This is a genomic window from Allorhizobium paknamense (assembly GCF_030815125.1).
Lineage (GTDB): Bacteria > Pseudomonadota > Alphaproteobacteria > Rhizobiales > Rhizobiaceae > Allorhizobium > Allorhizobium paknamense.
Map to the genome: position 1 here is coordinate 343,601 of NZ_JAUSWH010000005.1, position 16,866 is coordinate 360,466.

Consider the following 16,866-nt stretch of genomic DNA (forward strand, 5'->3'; position numbering starts at 1 on the left):
AACGCTGAATTGTTTCACGCTGCCTTGCGGCGCGGCGAGAAGGCGGAGACGTCGATGATCCGGTCTGCGACGGCCTCGCGCACTTCTTCATCATGGAAAATGCCGAGCAGCGCCACGCCCTCCTGCTTTTTCGCCCGGATCATCTCCACCACCACGGCGCGGTTGGCGGCATCGAGCGATGCCGTCGGCTCGTCCAGCAGCAGGATGGCATGATCGGTGATGAAGCCGCGGGCGATGTTGACGCGCTGCTGTTCTCCGCCGGAAAAGGTGGCGGGCGGCAATTGCCAGAGATCGCGCGGCAGGTTGAGCCGGGTCAGCAGGGCGGCGGCCCGTTCGCGGGCGTCTTCCTGTGCAACCCCTCGCGCCACCAGTGGTTCCGCCACCACGTCAAGGGCGGCCACTCGCGGTACGGTGCGCAGGAACTGGCTGACATAGCCCAGAATATCCCGGCGGATTTCGATGACGCTGCGCGGTGCGGCGCTGGCGAGATCGATGGTTCCTTGCGGGCCTGTCACCAGGATCTGGCCGCTGTCGACGCCGTAATTGCCGTAGACCATTTTGAGGATCGAGCTTTTACCGATGCCGGAGGGGCCGCCCAGCACGACACATTCGCCAGCGGCCACGGAAAAATGCACGTCATTGACCACCGGCAGCACCAGGCCGCCACGCAGATGCATGACGAAGCTTTTCGAGACTTCGGAAACGATGAGGGGAGTGGCCATGGCGATCACACCTGCAAGATCGAGGAAACAAGCAATTGCGTATAGGGCTGGCGTGGATCGTCCAGCACCCGGTCGGTCAGGCCCTGTTCGATCACACGGCCGTCCTTCATCACCATCATGCGATGGGAGAGAAGCCGCGCCACCGCAAGGTCATGGGTGACGACAATGGCCGCAAGCCCGAGATCGGCAACCAGTCCCCGCAACAGATCGAGAAGCCGCGCCTGCACCGAAACATCGAGACCCCCGGTCGGCTCATCCATGAAGACGAGGCGCGGGCCGGTGACGAGATTGCGGGCGATCTGCAGGCGTTGCCGCATGCCGCCGGAAAAGGCCCGCGGCAGGTCGTCTATCCGGTCCACGGCGATTTCCACCCGTTGCAGCCAGTCGGCGGCTGTGTTGCGGATGCGCCCGTAATGCCGCTCGCCCACCGCCATCAGCCGTTCGCCGACATTGGCCCCGGCCGAGACCGCCATGCGCAGCCCATCTGCGGGGTTCTGGTGCACAAAGCCCCAGTCGGTGCGCATCAACAACCGCTGCTCGGCCTCCGTCAGCCGGTAGAGATCGCGGTATTGTCCATCGCGCATCTGATATTCGACACTGCCGGTGGTGGGCGTCAGGCGGGTGGCCAGGCAGTTCAGCAGCGTGGTCTTGCCGGAGCCGGATTCGCCGACGATCGCCAGCACTTCCCCCGGCCACAGATCGAAGGAAATATCCTTGCAGCCAATGCGGTTGCCGTAGAATTTTGTGAGATTGCGGGTTTTCAGCAAGGGCAGCGTGGTCATTCCGCAGCCTCCCGGGCAGCGCCCATCTCGCCCACATGGCCTTCCGCCCGGCGGGTTTCACAGTAATCGGTATCGGAGCAGACGAACATGCGCGTGCCGCGATCATCCATCACCACCTCGTCCAGATAGACATGCGTGGCGCCGCACAGCGCGCAGGGCTTGTCGAATTGCTGGACCTCGAAGGGATGGTCCTCGAAATCGAGGCTCACGACATCGGTATGCGGCGGGACGGCATAGATGCGCTTTTCACGGCCAGCGCCGAAGAGTTGCAGCGCTTCAGAGCGGTGCATTTTCGGATTGTCGAACTTCGGGGTGGGCGAGGGGTCCATCACATAGCGGCCCTCCACCTTCACCGGATAGGCATAGGTCGTGGCGATGCGGCCATGGCGGGCAATGTCCTCGTAGAGCTTTACATGCATGAGGCCATATTCCTCCAGGGCATGCATCTTGCGGGTTTCCGTCTCGCGCGGTTCGAGAAAGCGTAAGGGTTCGGGGATCGGCACCTGATAGACCAGCACCTGACCGGCCTTCAGCTTTTCCTCCGGAATGCGGTGACGGGTCTGGATAATGCTCGCCTCGCTCGTGCGGGTGGTGACGGGCACATTGGCGACCTTCTGGAAGAAGGCGCGGATGGAAACCGCATTGGTCGTGTCATCCGCCCCCTGATCGATGACCTTCAACACGTCATCCGGGCCGAGAATGGCGGCCGTAACCTGCACACCGCCCGTGCCCCAGCCATAGGGCATCGGCATTTCCCGGCTGGCGAAGGGCACCTGATAGCCGGGAATGGCAATGGCCTTGAGAATGGCGCGGCGGATCATCCGCTTGGTCTGTTCATCCAGATAGGCAAAGTTGTAATGGGCCAGTTCGGTCATTCCGCTGCCTCCTTTTGGGCGTCGGCATTGCTTGCGGCCTGCTTGGCCCGCATGCGCCGCACCAGATCGAGTTCGGCCTGAAAATCCACGTAATGCGGCAGTTTGAGATGCTCCACGAAGCCTGTGGCCTGAACGTTGTCGCAGTGGGAAATGACGAATTCCTCATCCTGCGCCGGGGCCTTGCGTTCCTCGTCGAATTCATCGGCCCGCAGCGCCCGGTCCACCAGCGCCATCGACATGGCCTTGCGCTCGCTCTGGCCAAAGACCAGCCCGTAGCCTCGGGTGAACTGGGGCGGCGCCTTGGCCGACCCCTTGAACTGGTTGACCATCTGGCATTCGCTGACCCGGATGTCGCCGAGCGAAATGGCAAAGCCCAGTTCCGGCACGTCGAATTCCACCTCCACCAGACCGATGCGAACCTCGCCGACAAAGGGGTGCGTGCGGCCATAGCCGCGCTGGGTGGAATAGGCGAGCGCCAGCAGAAAGCCTTCATCGCCCCTCGCCAGCGCCTGCAGGCGCAGGTCGCGGGCCATGGGAAACTGCATGGGTTCGCGCGTCAGATCGCCCGCGACATGATCGGGACCGAGATCGCCATCCGGCTCGATCAGGCCTTCCCCATCAAGAATGTCGGAGACGCGCATGGCGCGCTCGGCATTAGCCGCATCGCGGCAGGCGGGCTCCGCCACCTCACCGTCCTCCAGCAGATCGGGGTCGAGCAGGCGGTGGGTATAGTCGAAGGTCGGCCCGAGCAACTGGCCGCCCGGCAAGTCCTTGTAGGTGGCGGAAACACGCCGTTCCAGCCGCATCTCGCCGGTTTCCACCGGGCGCGACAGGCCGAAGCGCGGCAGCGTCGTGCGATAGGCGCGCAGCAGGAAGATCGCCTCGATCATGTCGCCCCGCGCCTGTTTCAGCGCCAGCGCCGCAAGCGGCCGGTCGTGCAGCGAGGCTTCCGCCATCACCCGGTCGACGCCGAGGCCAAGCTGCTGGATCAGCTGTTCGATGGTGATGGCCGGCACCGAGCGGTCACCCCGCCTGCGGTCGGCCAATAACCGATGGGCATTTGCAATGGCGGCTTCCCCGCCCTTGACGGCAACATACATGGCTCAGGCCTCCGGATTGTTGTTGCAGCGGGTTGCCCCGACAACCGGTTCCCCCTTTTCGGTCGGGTTCTCCGGAGGGACGGACATGGAAAGCACCTCGATCCGGCAGGTGCGCGGCAGCGCCACCAGCGCCGTGCCGCAGGTGAGAATGAGGTCGACGCCCCGTGGAAAGAGCGCGTGATTTGCGCTCCACTGCGCCAGGAAAAGCTCTGGCAGGCCAAGGGGCGCAATCACGGCTTCGTCGCGAATGCCCGGCCCCGTCAGCCGCAGCGGTGTGCCGCCCTCCAGGGCCTCCACTTCCACCGCAAGCGTCGTGGAACGGTCGGGATAATCCGCGCTGCCCGCGGCAAAACCACTGAGCGGCGGCATGACGGCGCTGCGTTCGATAAAGGCAAAGGCGGCCTCGGTCTTCTCGTCGGTGAGTGTCGCGCCGCAATAAAAGGAGAGCCAGGAGCCCGCTCCCGCCTGTACCAGTCCGGGCGTGAGCCAGACCGGCGTGTCATGGTCGCACAGCGTCAGCATCACGGCGCCTGCGGCGGGGCCAAGCGGGGCGGGCGGTTGCAGCTTCACGCCGATCACCGCCAGCGTGCCCGGATGGGCCATGGCGTCCATGATGGCGCGGAAAACCGCCTGCGCATCGAAAACGGGATCGGCAAAGCCCCCCGCCAGGCTGGTGCGTGATGTGGGCATCAATCCTCTCCCCGAACCATGGTGAAAAATTCGACCTTCGTGGCGGCGGTTTCCTCTGCAAGTCTGGCCGCCTCTGTCTTCAGCCGGGCTTCGAGCGGGGAAAGCAGCCTGTCTTCCACCTGCTGGCGCAGGCTCTCGGTTTGCCAGAGCGCATCGATCAGGGCCGCGCATTCGGCGGCGCGCCGGTCGGTGCCAAGGCGGTAGCCATGGCCGATGAAGCCGTTGGCAAGCCTGAGCGTGGCGCGGCTGACGGTGGCTTCTCCGAGATTGAAGGGGCTGCCGCCGCCACCCATGCGGCCCCGCACCATGATCAGCCCGGTTTCCGGTCTGCGCAGCAGGCTGTAATCCGGCAGATCACCGAGGCTGGACAGAAAGTTCCGGAGTTCTTCGCCCGTGGCGCGGGCAAGAAGGTCGAGAAGCCGCTTGCGCGGCGGTGCTCCGGGGGAGGCGGGGGCAGCATCCATGAGGTCACCTCAAAAAAATTTGTCTATTTATATAGACATCTATACTTTTCAATGTATATTTAATCCGGAGGGATGACAAGCGTGTGACAGGATGAGTGTGATCGAGAGACAAAGGGGCGTGGCGCTGTGGCGGCAGATCGCCGACAGAATTCGGAGCGCCATTGCCGAGGGCGCCTATGATGGCGAAGGAAAACTGCCGCCCGAGCTGGTGCTGGCGGAGGGGTTCGGCGTCAACCGCCATACCGTTCGCGCCGCCATCGCCGCCTTGCAGCAAGAGGGTATCGTCCAGGCGGTACAAGGTCGGGGAACGCTGGTCAGGCGGCGGGATAAATATGATTTTCCGATCAGTCGCCGTACCCGTTTCACCGAAGGTCTTGGCGATCAGGTTCGCGATATCGAAGGGCTGTTGCTGAACGCAGCAACGGAAAGCGCCAATGCCGAATGCGCAAAATGGCTGGACGTACCGGTTGGCACGCCGTTGAAGCGACTGGAAGTGCTGCGCCGCGCCGATGGCCGGGCGCTGTCGCGCTCGACGCTGTGGTTTCCGCTAGAGCATCGGACCGAAAAGTGGGAGCCGGGTTTCGGAAAAATCCGTCGCGAGAATAATGAACCAGAGCGGTTTTCGGCCATAGACGATGCTTTCCGGCAGACGGGCTCGATCACGGCGGCGCTGGCGCGGTGCGGCGTGCCCGATTACCTGCGCCAGTGCACGGAAATCTCCGCAGTGCATGCCGAGCCGCAGGATGTTGCCGATCTCGGACTGACGCCGGGTGCGATTGTGCTGGTAGCAAAGGCCTTGAACACCGATCTGCAATCGGTGCCGATCCAGTTCGCTGTCACCCGTTTTCCGGCAGACCGGGTGCAGTTCACCATTCGCAGCGATGGTCTCTCGTAGAGCGTTTCCAGGAGAAGTGGAATCCGGTTGTCCGTACGCAAATGCGTCAAACGCCAAGGCGTATCACGCGGGCTCCGCCGCGATCTGGGCGGTAACCCGACATGTCACCCCGGAGGCTGGATAATCGAGGCGAACTTCGCCCTTCAATTCCGCGGAAAGCACGTTTTCGATCAGCCGGGAGCCGAAGCCCCGGCTGGCTGGGGGCAGGACTTCGGGACCATCCTGCTCGATCCATGCAAGATCGAGCAATGGCGTCTCAGCCTGCGTCACCGTCCAGGAAATGGTGATCTGGCCGGTAGCGTTGGAGAGTGCGCCATATTTGGCGGCATTGGTGGCAAGCTCGTGCAGCGCTAGCGTCATGGCCACTACTGCCTTGGGCGGAAGGTTCAGCTTCGGGCCTGAGATATTGAACCGATCCGACGGATAGGGCGCCAGCACATCGGTGACGATGTCGCTTAAATCGGCCTGCTCCCAATTGGCCCGCGTCAGCAGATCATGGGCTGTGGCAAGCGAGCGCAGCCGCGCTTCAAAGGCTTGAGAAAGATCGCGCCCGGTGGGCGAGCGGCCAAGGGTCTGCCGGGCGATGGCCGTGACGGTGGCCAGCAGGTTCTTGACGCGGTGGTTCAGTTCGCGGGTCAGGACGGCCTGCATGCGCTCGGCTTCCTTGCGGTCGGTGATGTCCCGGGCAATCTTTGCCGCGCCGATCAACTCTCCCAGCGAATCATAGATGGGGGAGACCGTCAGCGACACATCCACAAGGCTGCCATCCTTGCGGCGGCGCACCGTTTCCCGGGGTGGAATGCGCTCTCCGGCACGGATGCGCGCCATGAAACTGCGTTCTTCCTCGCTTTCATCCTCGGGAAACAGCAGGGTAATCGGCATGCCCAGCGCTTCCTCGCGCCGATAGCCTAACAGGCTTTCTGCCCCCGCATTCCAGCTTGTCACCTTAAGATCGAGATCGGTGCCGATGATCGCATCCTCGGAAGAGGCGATGATGGCTGCCAGCCGCCGCTCGACATCGTGGGCGCGTTTCAGTTCCGTGGTTTCCCTGACGATGCAGAAGACGCCGAGCACCGCCCCTCTTTCATTGCGCACCGGAGAATAGGAAATGTCGAAATAGACGGTCTCCGGATAGCCGTACCGCTCGATATAGAAAGGCCTGTCCTTGGCATGGACGGTCTCGCCCTGTTCCAGAACACGGCTGAGAAGCGGCTCGAGATCGTCCCAGAGTTCCGTCCAGTTTTCCACTGCCGGACGGCCCAGCGCGCCCGGATGTTTGTCGCCGATGGTCGGGGCATAGGCGTCGTTGTAGAGCGCGACGAATTGCGGCCCCCAGAACATCACGATCTGCACTTCGGCAGGGAGCATGATGTTGACGGCCTGTTTCAGCTCTTGGCTCCAGCCGGTGATAGGGCCGAGCGGCGAGGTCGTCCAGTCATATCCCCTGATCAGGTCTGCCATCTTCCCAGCATGGCGTGGAAAGGCATCCGAGGCCGTGTCGATCTCCGCTTGCATGTTGCCTTTTCGATCCACGGCCTGTCGGCTCCTCACATACCGGTTTTGACGAGAGCATGCGTCAACCGCTGCGATTTGCACTGTGTGACACTGGCAAACGACCTGTCAGCTTTCATGGCCATTCGCCAGTTCGCTATCGCTTTGATTCATCAGTGTCACGACAGCGGTAATCAATTGTATTGTCAGATAGGGTTTTTGCAATAATTGACTTTTGGGCACGCCCTGGGATGCCCATTCGTCCGCACTGTCGCCGGTCATGTAGACCACGGGCAGGCCGGGGCAGATCTCCCGCGCCCGCCGGCCCACATCCCAGCCGTTTGGGCCCGTACCAAGCCGGATGTCGGTGACGAGCGCGGTAAAGCGGCGTGTATCCTTATCCAGTTCGGAAAGGGCCTGCTCTCCGCTGCCAGCGGTCAACACGGAAAAGCCGTTCTCCCGAAGACTGTCTTCGGCTTCCATCTGCTGGAGCGGATCGTCTTCAACGAGAAGCACAAGGGGGGAGTGGGATGGATCTGCTTTTGTCATTCCTGTCGTCTTCCGCCCTGATAAGCCACGGATTGGCTGAAGCGGTTGCCCATTAATACATGAGAGGGCAATTTGTTCCTGCCCATCTGTTGATTGAGCCGGTTATGAACGCACTTGCTCCGAAATCGAGGAGTCAGCAGACTGGATCGCGCTCGAGATGCCGCCGCTGGTCGGCCTCATCGAAGCCCAGCAACCCGCCATGACGGCTTTGGCGGACCTTGTTCATATGCGCCCGCGGGCTCAAGCCCAGCACGCGCTTGAACATTCTGGAGAAATAATAGGGGTCGCCATAGCCTACTTCCGCTGCTGCTGCGCTCACGGAAAGTCCCGCCTCCAGAAAATGCATGGCCCGCTCCATCCGCTTGAATTCCTGATATTTGCGGGGTGTGCGGCCGATGCGTTTTTGAAACTCCCGCAGAAAGTAATCGGGATGATAGCGGGCTGCGTCCACTGCCTTGGTGGCGATCTCCGGATCGAGCGGCGCAGCAGAAATCATGGCGGCTGCCTTCATCACCGCCAGATCGATCATATCGCTGCCCTGATGCTGATAGGTGGCGTGATCGCGCCAGGAGACAAAGGCATCCTCGATAAAGGCGATCAGCAGCACCATGAACAGATGATGCTGGCCGAGCGTGACAGAGGAGGGCGGTGCGCTCTGCCGGTAATGCTGCGCCAGCGGTCCGAGCATGGCCCAGCGGCTGAGATGGACCTTCTGCCTCAGTTCCATCTGCGCAATCAGGTCATGGCGGCCATAAATGTCGAGGGTAAAATGCTGCGCCACGCCGCGATAGATGGTGCTGCCCTCGTTCCAGCCGATGAAGCGCTGGTCACGGCGAAGCAGCATGGCGTCTCCCGGCTCCATGACGAGCGGCTGACCGTCGATCAGATAGTGCCCGCGCCCCTCCAGGCAGATCACCAGATCCTCGACAGGATTGGACTTGTCGATGCGCCAGGTTTGCGAATGCTCCATGCGGATGGCCGCGCGCGTCAGCGTCAGCGAAAGCGCCGCCGGGGGAATGGTGGAGAGAATCCCACCTTCGATTTCGTCCATCTTTTTCCTCGCCTTTGTGAATTCTATCCTGCCGGAAAATCGGGTTTTAGTCGAGGGACAGTAGGATTGAACCCAGAAAGCGGGTTCGATTCCACCTTGGGAGGAGACCGGGACCAGGCATGTGAGCAAACGCTCTTCATGTCTATGCCCGGCCAGGGAGAGCAACTTGCACGAAATCGAATTGCAGGCAGCGGAGTTTTTCCGCCGTCCGGGAGGGCGCGCGTGAAAATGGATGCGAAGACCGGCCTTGCCCTGCCGCAGGGGCAGCAAAGACAGGCACGGGGCGTGCGAGCGGCACGCGGCCTGAAGCCTGCCACGGCGCAGAAGCTGATGGGGGTTGCCTATCTCAGCCCCTATATCGTCGGGCTGCTGGTGTTTACGGCCATTCCCTTTCTGGGGTCGCTCTATCTGAGCTTCACCAGCTATGACCTGATGAACAGCCCGCGCTGGAGCGGGCTTGCCAATTACGAGCGGCTGTTTCTGCGTGATCGCACCTTCATCAAATCCTTGAACGTGACGCTCCTTTACGTCTTCGTCACGGTGCCGTTGAAGCTGGCCTTCGCGCTCTTCATTGCCGCGATCCTGAACTACAAGCTGAAATTCATCGGCTTTTTCCGCACGGCCTTTTACGTGCCGTCCATTCTTGGCGGCTCCATCGCCATTGCGGTGTTGTGGCGCTACATCTTCGCCACCGAAGGTCTCGCCAATATGGTGCTGACAGGCCTTGGCCTGTCGCCGGTGGACTGGTTCGGCGATCCGACCAATGCGCTGTTCACCATCACGCTTCTGCGCTGCTGGCAGTTCGGGTCGGCCATGGTGATCTTTCTCGCCGCGCTGCAATCCATCGACAAGTCGCTTTACGAGGCTGCTGCCATCGATGGTGCGGGCAAGGTGCGCACCTTCTTTTATATCACGCTGCCGCTTTTGACGCCGGTGATCTTCTTCAACCTGATCATGCAGATGGTTCAGGCCTTCCAGGAGTTCAACGGGCCTTACATCATCACCCAGGGGGGGCCGCTGAAGGCCACCTATCTCCTGCCGATCTACATTTATGACGAGGCCTTCAAGAAGTTCAACATGGGCTATGCCTCGGCCATTGCCTGGGTGCTCTTCACCATCATCACCGTGCTGACCCTGATTGCCTTCTGGTCGTCGAAGAAATGGGTCTATTACGCCGGCGACAAGCGGAGCTGACGCCATGACGGATCTTGCCGCCTTCAACCAGGCTGAGACACGCCGCCGCGCCCGGCTCGGATTGGTCTCCGCCACTTTTCGCTATGCGCTGCTGTTCTGTGTCGGCCTTGTCATGCTCTACCCGCTGATCTGGCTGATCGGCGCGAGCTTCAAGACCAATTCCGAGATTTTCGCAGGCGCCGGTTTCTGGCCGGAAAAGCCGACGCTGGATGGTTATATCCGCGGCTGGCAGACCTCGACACCCTATACATTCGGGCGGTTTTTCTGGAATTCCTTCCTGATCATCCTGCCCAAGGTGATCGGCACGGCCATTTCCTGCACGCTGGCGGCTTACGCCTTCGTGCGGTTTGATTTCCCCTTCAAGAAAATCCTGTTCGGCTCGGTCATCGCCATCCTGCTTCTGCCGAATGTCGTCACCCGCATCCCGCAATATATCCTGTTCCGCGATCTCGGCTGGCTGGACACGTTTTTGCCGCTCTGGGTGCCCTCGGCGCTGGCGGGTGACGCCTTTTTCGTCTTCATGCTGGTGCAGTTTTTGCGCTCATTGCCTGCCGACATGGAGGAGGCCGCCCGCGTGGACGGGGCCAACAGCCTGCAAACGCTGATCTATATCGTCGTGCCCATGCTGGCGCCCGCGCTGATCTCGGTCTGCCTCTTCCAGTTCATGTGGACGATGAATGATTTCCTCGGACCGCTCATCTACCTCTCCTCGGTCGAGAAATACCCGGTCAGCCTTGCGCTCAAACTGTCCATCGACACCACGGAAGCCTTCGAGTGGAACCGCATCCTGGCCATGTCGGTGCTGACCATCACGCCGGCGCTGGCGGTGTTCTTTGCCGCGCAACGCTATTTCATCGAAGGCATTTCCTCCGGGGGCATCAAGGGCTGATCATGGCACGCGTCGAACTGAAAAATCTCGAAAAAGTCTATGGCGGCGCCTTCAAGGCGGTGCATGGCATCAATCTCGATATCGAAGACGGCGAGTTCATGGTGTTTGTCGGCCCGTCCGGCTGCGCCAAATCCACGACGCTGCGCATGGTGGCGGGGCTGGAGGAGATCACCGGCGGTGAAATCCTCATCGATGGCGAGCGCGTCAACGACCTGCCGCCCGGCAAGCGTTCCATCGCCATGGTCTTCCAGAATTATGCGCTTTATCCGCATATGAAGGTGCGCGGCAATCTGGCTTTCGGGCTGAAGATTGCCGGAACGCCGAAGGCTGAGATCGAGGCCGCCATTGCCCAGGTGGCGCGGATGCTGGAAATCGAGCCGCTCCTGGACCGGCTGCCCAAGCAGCTTTCCGGAGGGCAGGCACAGCGCGTGGCGCTGGGCCGGGCGCTGATCAAGAAACCGGGTGTGTTTCTGTTCGATGAACCGCTCTCCAACCTCGATGCGCAGTTGCGGGCCTCGATGCGGGTGCGCATCACCGATCTGCACCGGCAATTGAAGGCTGAGGGCCTGTCCTCCACCGTCATCTACGTCACGCACGACCAGACGGAAGCCATGACCATGGGCGACAGGATCTGCGTGATGCAGGCCGGCCGGATCATGCAGGTGGCGACGCCGAAGGCGCTTTACAACAACCCTGCCAATCTCTTCGTCGCCGGTTTCATCGGCAGTCCCGAGATGAACCTGATCGATGTCGGGCTTGAGGGAAGCGAGATCGTCATCGGCAGCCAGCGGCTGGCGCTGACGCCGGAGCTTGGCAGCCGGCTCGCCGCCCGTCCGCAGCAATCGGTTCTCGGCCTGCGTCCGCAGCATATGGCGCTGGCCCCGGAGGGGCAGGGCATCAGCGCGCGGCTGAAGCATGCGGAATTCATGGGGCATGAGGTCTATCTCCATGCCGATTTCGAAGGCCGCACTCTGGTCGGCGTGGTGAGCGCGCAGGATTTCGAGACGCTGGGCCGTACGGAGCGCATCCATCTGAGGCCGGATGCCACGAAACTCCACATTTTCGACAGGGCCGATGGCCGCAATCTGACGCTGTGAAATGCGCATTCCTGGGAGGGAAGACATGACATTGACGAAAAAGACGATGCATTTTCTGGCCGCCACGGCCTGTGGCGTCATGCTGCTTTCGGCATCGGCCCCGGCGGCGGAACTGCGCATGTCCTGGTGGGGCGGCGAAAGCCGCCATGTGGCCACCCAGAAAGCCATTGCCGCCTGCGGCCAGAAATACGGCCACACCGTCAAGGGAGAATATACCGGCTTTGACGGCTATCTCGAAAAGCTCAGCACCCAGATGGCGGGGCGCACGGAAGCCGACATCATTCAGGTGAACTGGCCCTGGCTGCCGCTGTTTTCGAAAAATGGCGAAGGCTTTGCCGATCTTTCCAAGCTGAAGGGCCTGGACCTCTCCAACTGGACCAAGGCAGATCTCGATTCCGGTTCTATGAACGGCGTTTTGCAGGGGCTTTCGGTCTCCACCACGGGGCGGGTGTTTTTCTTCAACACCACGACCTTCGAGAAGGCCGGTGTGCCGGTGCCTGAGGATTGGGACGCATTCTTTGCCGCCACCAAAACCATCAAGGAGAAGCTCGGCAAGGATCATTACACCTTCAACGCGGTGAAGGAGACCGCGCAGCTTCTCGTCACGCTGGCCGTGGTGCAGAAAACCGGCAAGGATCTGGTCGATCCCAAGACCCATCGCGTGGCCTGGACGCCTGCCGAACTGGCAGACGGCATTTCCTTCCTGGGCAAGCTGGTGGAAACCGGCGCGATCCGCTCGCAAAAGGAAGAGGCGTCGGATGGCAATGTCAATCTTTACGAAAAGCCCGCCTGGGCGGAAGGGCGCATTGCCGGATCCTATGAATGGGATTCCACCTATTCGAAATATGCCGATCCTTTGAAGCAGGGGCAGGTGCTGAAGCCCGTGCCGATGCTGAAGCTCTCCGGAGCGGTCACGGATGGCGTTTATCGCAAGCCCTCCATGGTGTTCTCCATCTCGCGCAACTCCAAAAATCCGGAGGCTGCCGCCCAGATCGTCAACTGCCTGCTGAACGAGCCGGAGGGCATCGATGCGCTGGGCACCACGCGCGGCCTGCCGGCCTCCAAAGCGGCGATCGCAAGGCTGGGTGACAAGGGCGAGCCGGAAGTGCGTGCCGCCAATGCCATTGTCATGGCCGCCAGCGGCCCGGTCGTTTCGCCCTTCAACGAGCATCCGCAGATCCGCTCGGCCTTCATCGATACGCTGGAGGAATATGCCTATGGCCAATTGAAGGCGGATGAGGCTGCCGAACAGATCATCGACAGCATCAATGACGTGCTGGCCCAATTCGATTGACGTGGAAGACCATGACCAGTCCTTTCATTCTCGCGCTCTCTGCGCGCATGGCAGCGCTATGCCTTCCCGTTTCCGGCGCGCGCTATGACCTGCCGCAGCCGCTGGCGTGGCGCTTAACCGGTCATAACGTGACCGACGGCATGGCGGAAAAGGCCGTGCTGGTGTTGAACGATCTTCGCCCGGCAACGGCTTACCGCTTCGAAGCCGAGGGCGTGGGGGCGATAAGCTTCACCACCCCCGCCTTGAGCGGTTTGGTGAAGGCGGCCGATTTCGGATTGCGCTCCGGGACCGATATCGCGGATGAAGAGGCAGCCCTTGCCAATGCCCGGGCGCTGGCCGAGGCGGTGGCCGCCGTGCCGCCGGATGGCATGCTGGTTCTGCCGCCGGGCCGTCATGTCAGCCTGCCGCTGCGGCTGAAGAGCCATATGACCTTGCATTTTGAAGAGGGGGCGGTGCTGCAGGCGCCCGCCTCGCGGCAGCACTGGCCGATCCTGCCCGCCCGGGATGATACGGGCCGCATGCTGGGCAGTTGGGAAGGCTTGCCCGCCGATTGTTACGCAGCCCCCCTGCATGCCGTGGACGCCGAGGCGCTGACCATCGAGGGGCCCGGCATTGTCGATGGCGGCGGCGACCGGAGTGACTGGTGGACCTGGCCAAAGGAAACCCGCAATGGCGCGCGGCGTCCGCGCGGCCTGCACCTCATTCGCTGCCGGGATGTGCAGTTGATCGGCTTTACCATCCGCAATGCGCCGTCCTGGACCATCCACCCACAGGGCTGCGAGCAGGTGGCGGCGGTCGGTCTTTCCATTCAGGCGCCGCATGACAGCCCCAATACCGATGGTTTCGATCCGGAAGGTTGCCGCGATGTCACGCTGGCGGGCCTGCATTTTACCGTGGGGGATGATTGCATTGCCATCAAGGCCGGCAAGCGCGGTCCAAGGGGTGAGGCAGACCATCTGGCCGAGACGCGGCGCATCCACATCCATCATTGCCTGATGGAGCGCGGACATGGCGGCGTGGTGATCGGCTCTGAAATGTCGGGCGGCGTGCATGACGTGCTGGTGGAAGATTGCGACATGATCGGCACGGATCGCGGTTTGCGGTTGAAAACCCGGCGCGGGCGTGGCGGGCGCATCAGCAATATCAGGCTGCGGCGCGTACGTCTCGATGGCGTGCAGACGGCCTTTTCCGCCAATGCCCATTATTTCTGCGATGCCGATGGGCATGCGCCATGGGTGCAAAGCCGAGACAGCGCAGCCGTGAATGAAACCACCCCGGTTATCGAGGGCATTGCAGTCGAGGATGTGGCAATCCACGGTCTTGCCCATGCCGTTGGCGTGTTTCTGGGCCTGCCGGAAGCGCCGATCCAGAGCGTTACCCTCAGCCGCGTCGCCGTGCATTCGCATGATGAAAACGCCATTGCCACGCCGCCGATCATGGCCGATCACATTCGCCCCATGCGGCATGAGGGCGTGCTGGCCGAGCACGCGGTGATTTCCTGTGACGATCCGGCGCTTTTGTCCGCGGGCGTCATTTCTCTTGTTGCAAGTGAGACGTCTCCATGAACCCGCTGGATTATTTCGAGGCCTATGCCCGCCGCTACCAGCCCTACAAGGGCGGCGCCTGGTGCTATGAGGACGGCTGCCTTTATCGCGGCCTCGTCCTCCTCAATGCGGCAACCCGCGACGACCGCTGGGCCGGTCACCTGCTGCGGCTGGCCAGCGCCCAGGTGGACGCCGAGGGCGGGCTGAAGGGCTATGATCCCGCCGATTACAATATCGACAATATTCTCTCCGGTCGCGTGCTGTTTTTCCTGCACGAGCGAACCGGCGATCCGCGATATCTGAAAGCGGCTGACCGGCTGATGGCACAGTTGCGCACGCACCCCCGCACCGCTGCGGGCAATTACTGGCACAAGCAGCGCTATCCGCACCAGGTGTGGCTGGACGGGCTCTATATGGGCCTGCCCTTCCAGATCGAATATGCCATGGCCACCGGCAAACCGGCGCTGATCGCCGATGCGCTTCAGCAATTTGCAACAGCGCTGGCGCTGACGGATGCGGGCGGCGGGCTTTTCGTGCACGGTTACGATGAAAGCCGCCAGCAGGCCTGGGCCGACAAGACGACCGGCAAATCCCCCGCCATCTGGGCGCGCGCCATGGGCTGGCTCGCCATGGCGATCATCGACGCGTTGGAGCTTTTGCCGGAGGATGAGGCGAACACCAGCCTGCGGGCCCGCACTCTTGCACTGCTTGCCGCTCTTGCCCGCCACCAGACGGAAAATGGCCTTTGGCTCCAGGTGCTGGATGCGCCCGATCTTCCCGGCAATTACGAGGAAAGCTCGGCCAGCGCCATGTTTGCCTATGCCTTGCTGAAATCGTCGCGGCTCAAGTGTTTCCAGGAAAAGTGGGAACCGGTTTTCCGTTCGGAAACACGCGAAAACCCAGGGCGTTTCCAGGAAAAGTGGGAACCGGTTTCCCGCCCGGAAACACGTATAAATCCAGAGCGAGAGAGCTCTCTTGGTTCGATGAAACACGTAAGCCCTCTAGGACGGGGCCAAATCGATGGCGTGGGTGAGAAAGCCTTGCAAGCCCTGCTTGGGCAGCGACTGGTCGAGGAGGAGGGGCAGACACGGTTCTCCGGCATCGTTCAGGTCGCGGGGCTTGGCGGGTTTGATGGCCGCTACCGCGACGGCTCGCCCGGCTATTATCTCACCGAGGCTGTTGTCAGTGATGACGTCAAGGGCGTGGGGCCGCTGATGATGGCCTATGCGGAAAAGCTGCTGCGGCAGCCATGAGAGAGGTTGTCCCCGGCCTTTAAGCATTCGATCCGTCAGCTTGCTTGACAAAAGCGGACGGTTCGCGAAAATTTTAACAATGAGCGAAATGGCTGATTGGTTATCCGCAGCAAGCCCGATCAGTCGGAAGAATGCAGCGGAAGTGGTTTTTGACGATATACGGTCGGCCATCACGTCCGGGCGTCTTGCCGTGGGCACACGCTTGCCGTCCGAGGCGCATCTGGCGGGCCGCTACGGTGTGAGCCGCCCGATCGTGCGCGAGGCCTTGCGGTCTCTGCAAACCCTTGGCCTGACCCAGACCCGGACCGGCAGCGGAACCTTCGTGGTCATGCAGGCGCCGGGCAAGGAACTGACCTACGGTCACTATTCCGCCCGTGATCTCGTGGAGGCGCGGCCCTGCGTTGAGGTTCCTGCGGCAGGCCTTGCGGCTGAACGGCGAAGTACTGCCGATGTGCAAAAGCTTCTTTCGCTGTGCGACCGCATGGATCGCGAGGAAGACCCGCATAAATGGGTGGTTCTGGATTGGGAGTTCCACAAGCAGATCGCCCAGGCGTCGGGGAATGCGGTTTTCGCCAAGATCGTTTCGGATGTGCGCGAGGCGCTGACCGAGCAATCGGAACTGGTGAATTTCATGGCGCCCCGCCGCATCGCTTCCAATCTTGAGCACCGCCGCATCGCGGAAGCCATTGAGGCGGGATCGCCGGAGGCGGCGCGCGCGGCCATGGACGCGCATCTTATCCAGGTGCGCGATGTGGTGAGCCGGATCACCGGTGGGGAAGAGGGCGGCTGAGCCGCCCTCCGGCTGTTTTGACCCGTTACGCTCTACCTCTTTGTCTGCGCATGTCCGGACGGAAAACCGCTACGCACTTTTCCTGGAATGTTCTAGGGTCAAAACTCAATCAGGATGGGTGTTCTGTTGAACGGGATGGGATTGAATGGCCGCGAACAAGCGCAAGGCAAGGCCCTGAGGCCTTGT

Annotated in this window: 17 protein-coding genes; 8 read left to right on the plus strand and 9 right to left on the minus strand. The window is 61.8% G+C overall.

Annotated features, from left to right (window positions below; genetic code table 11):
• Window positions 1-14: 14 nt before the first annotated feature.
• From phnL to phnG, 6 genes are read right to left on the minus strand one after another with little or no spacing between them, the layout of a single operon-like run.
• Complete coding sequence (phnL, locus tag QO005_RS10930) at window positions 15-722, minus strand: phosphonate C-P lyase system protein PhnL (protein WP_307158052.1); 708 nt, start codon at window positions 720-722, stop codon at window positions 15-17.
• A 5-nt stretch (window positions 723-727) separates the two neighbouring features.
• The gene (gene phnK / locus QO005_RS10935; protein ID WP_307158053.1) at window positions 728-1,504 is read right to left on the minus strand and encodes a phosphonate C-P lyase system protein PhnK; all 777 of its coding nucleotides are present in this window, start codon (window positions 1,502-1,504) and stop codon (window positions 728-730) included.
• Entirely contained in the window at window positions 1,501-2,379 is an 879-nt protein-coding gene (locus tag QO005_RS10940; protein WP_307158054.1) for an alpha-D-ribose 1-methylphosphonate 5-phosphate C-P-lyase PhnJ, read from the minus strand. Before QO005_RS10940 ends, phnK begins: the two co-directional genes overlap by 4 nt.
• A complete protein-coding gene (locus QO005_RS10945) occupies window positions 2,376-3,479 on the minus strand; it encodes a carbon-phosphorus lyase complex subunit (protein WP_307158055.1) in 1,104 nt (367 codons plus the stop codon). The genes QO005_RS10940 and QO005_RS10945 overlap by 4 nt, the downstream gene beginning before the upstream one ends.
• A gap of 3 nt (window positions 3,480-3,482) precedes the next feature.
• A complete protein-coding gene (phnH, locus tag QO005_RS10950) occupies window positions 3,483-4,169 on the minus strand; it encodes a phosphonate C-P lyase system protein PhnH (RefSeq protein ID WP_307158056.1) in 687 nt (228 codons plus the stop codon).
• A complete protein-coding gene (gene phnG, locus QO005_RS10955; protein WP_307158057.1) occupies window positions 4,169-4,633 on the minus strand; it encodes a phosphonate C-P lyase system protein PhnG in 465 nt (154 codons plus the stop codon). The genes phnH and phnG overlap by 1 nt, the downstream gene beginning before the upstream one ends.
• Before the next feature lie 91 nt (window positions 4,634-4,724).
• Here phnG and phnF point away from each other — a divergent pair, with 91 nt between their 5' ends.
• Window positions 4,725-5,528: a phosphonate metabolism transcriptional regulator PhnF gene (gene phnF / locus QO005_RS10960; RefSeq protein ID WP_307158058.1), complete on the plus strand. Its 804-nt coding sequence runs from the start codon at window positions 4,725-4,727 to the stop codon at window positions 5,526-5,528.
• A 63-nt stretch (window positions 5,529-5,591) separates the two neighbouring features.
• Here phnF and QO005_RS10965 read toward each other — a convergent pair whose 3' ends face one another.
• From QO005_RS10965 to QO005_RS10975, 3 genes are all read right to left on the minus strand, one after another.
• Window positions 5,592-7,031 (minus strand): sensor histidine kinase, encoded by a 1,440-nt coding sequence (locus QO005_RS10965; RefSeq protein ID WP_442476218.1) that lies wholly within the window; start codon window positions 7,029-7,031, stop codon window positions 5,592-5,594.
• 117 nt (window positions 7,032-7,148) lie between these two features.
• Window positions 7,149-7,568 carry a response regulator gene (locus tag QO005_RS10970; RefSeq protein WP_307158059.1) on the minus strand — a complete coding sequence of 140 codons (420 nt, stop codon included), beginning with the start codon at window positions 7,566-7,568 and terminating at the stop codon, window positions 7,149-7,151.
• Between the two features lie 133 nt (window positions 7,569-7,701).
• Window positions 7,702-8,619 (minus strand): helix-turn-helix domain-containing protein, encoded by a 918-nt coding sequence (locus tag QO005_RS10975; RefSeq protein ID WP_307158060.1) that lies wholly within the window; start codon window positions 8,617-8,619, stop codon window positions 7,702-7,704.
• Between the two features lie 330 nt (window positions 8,620-8,949).
• On the opposite strand from QO005_RS10975, the gene QO005_RS10980 reads away from it, so the two are divergent.
• The 7 genes from QO005_RS10980 to QO005_RS11010 all read left to right on the plus strand — a co-directional run bounded on the left by QO005_RS10980 (window position 8,950) and on the right by QO005_RS11010 (window position 16,680).
• Window positions 8,950-9,813 carry a carbohydrate ABC transporter permease gene (locus QO005_RS10980; RefSeq protein WP_307158084.1) on the plus strand — a complete coding sequence of 288 codons (864 nt, stop codon included), beginning with the start codon at window positions 8,950-8,952 and terminating at the stop codon, window positions 9,811-9,813.
• 4 nt (window positions 9,814-9,817) lie between these two features.
• The gene (locus QO005_RS10985; protein WP_307158061.1) at window positions 9,818-10,702 is read left to right on the plus strand and encodes a carbohydrate ABC transporter permease; all 885 of its coding nucleotides are present in this window, start codon (window positions 9,818-9,820) and stop codon (window positions 10,700-10,702) included.
• Between the two features lie 2 nt (window positions 10,703-10,704).
• Window positions 10,705-11,799, plus strand: a complete 1,095-nt coding sequence (locus QO005_RS10990) for an ABC transporter ATP-binding protein (protein WP_307158062.1) — start codon at window positions 10,705-10,707, stop codon at window positions 11,797-11,799.
• 46 nt (window positions 11,800-11,845) lie between these two features.
• Entirely contained in the window at window positions 11,846-13,093 is a 1,248-nt protein-coding gene (locus QO005_RS10995; RefSeq protein ID WP_307158085.1) for an ABC transporter substrate-binding protein, read from the plus strand.
• Window positions 13,094-13,104: 11 nt separating this feature from the next.
• The gene (gene pglA / locus QO005_RS11000) at window positions 13,105-14,658 is read left to right on the plus strand and encodes a polygalacturonase PglA (RefSeq protein ID WP_307158063.1); all 1,554 of its coding nucleotides are present in this window, start codon (window positions 13,105-13,107) and stop codon (window positions 14,656-14,658) included.
• Window positions 14,655-15,890 (plus strand): glycoside hydrolase family 88/105 protein, encoded by a 1,236-nt coding sequence (locus tag QO005_RS11005; protein WP_307158064.1) that lies wholly within the window; start codon window positions 14,655-14,657, stop codon window positions 15,888-15,890. The genes pglA and QO005_RS11005 overlap by 4 nt, the downstream gene beginning before the upstream one ends.
• A 79-nt stretch (window positions 15,891-15,969) precedes the next feature.
• Window positions 15,970-16,680, plus strand: coding sequence for a FadR/GntR family transcriptional regulator (locus tag QO005_RS11010; protein ID WP_307158065.1), 711 nt, complete (start codon window positions 15,970-15,972; stop codon window positions 16,678-16,680).
• Window positions 16,681-16,866: the final 186 nt, after the last annotated feature.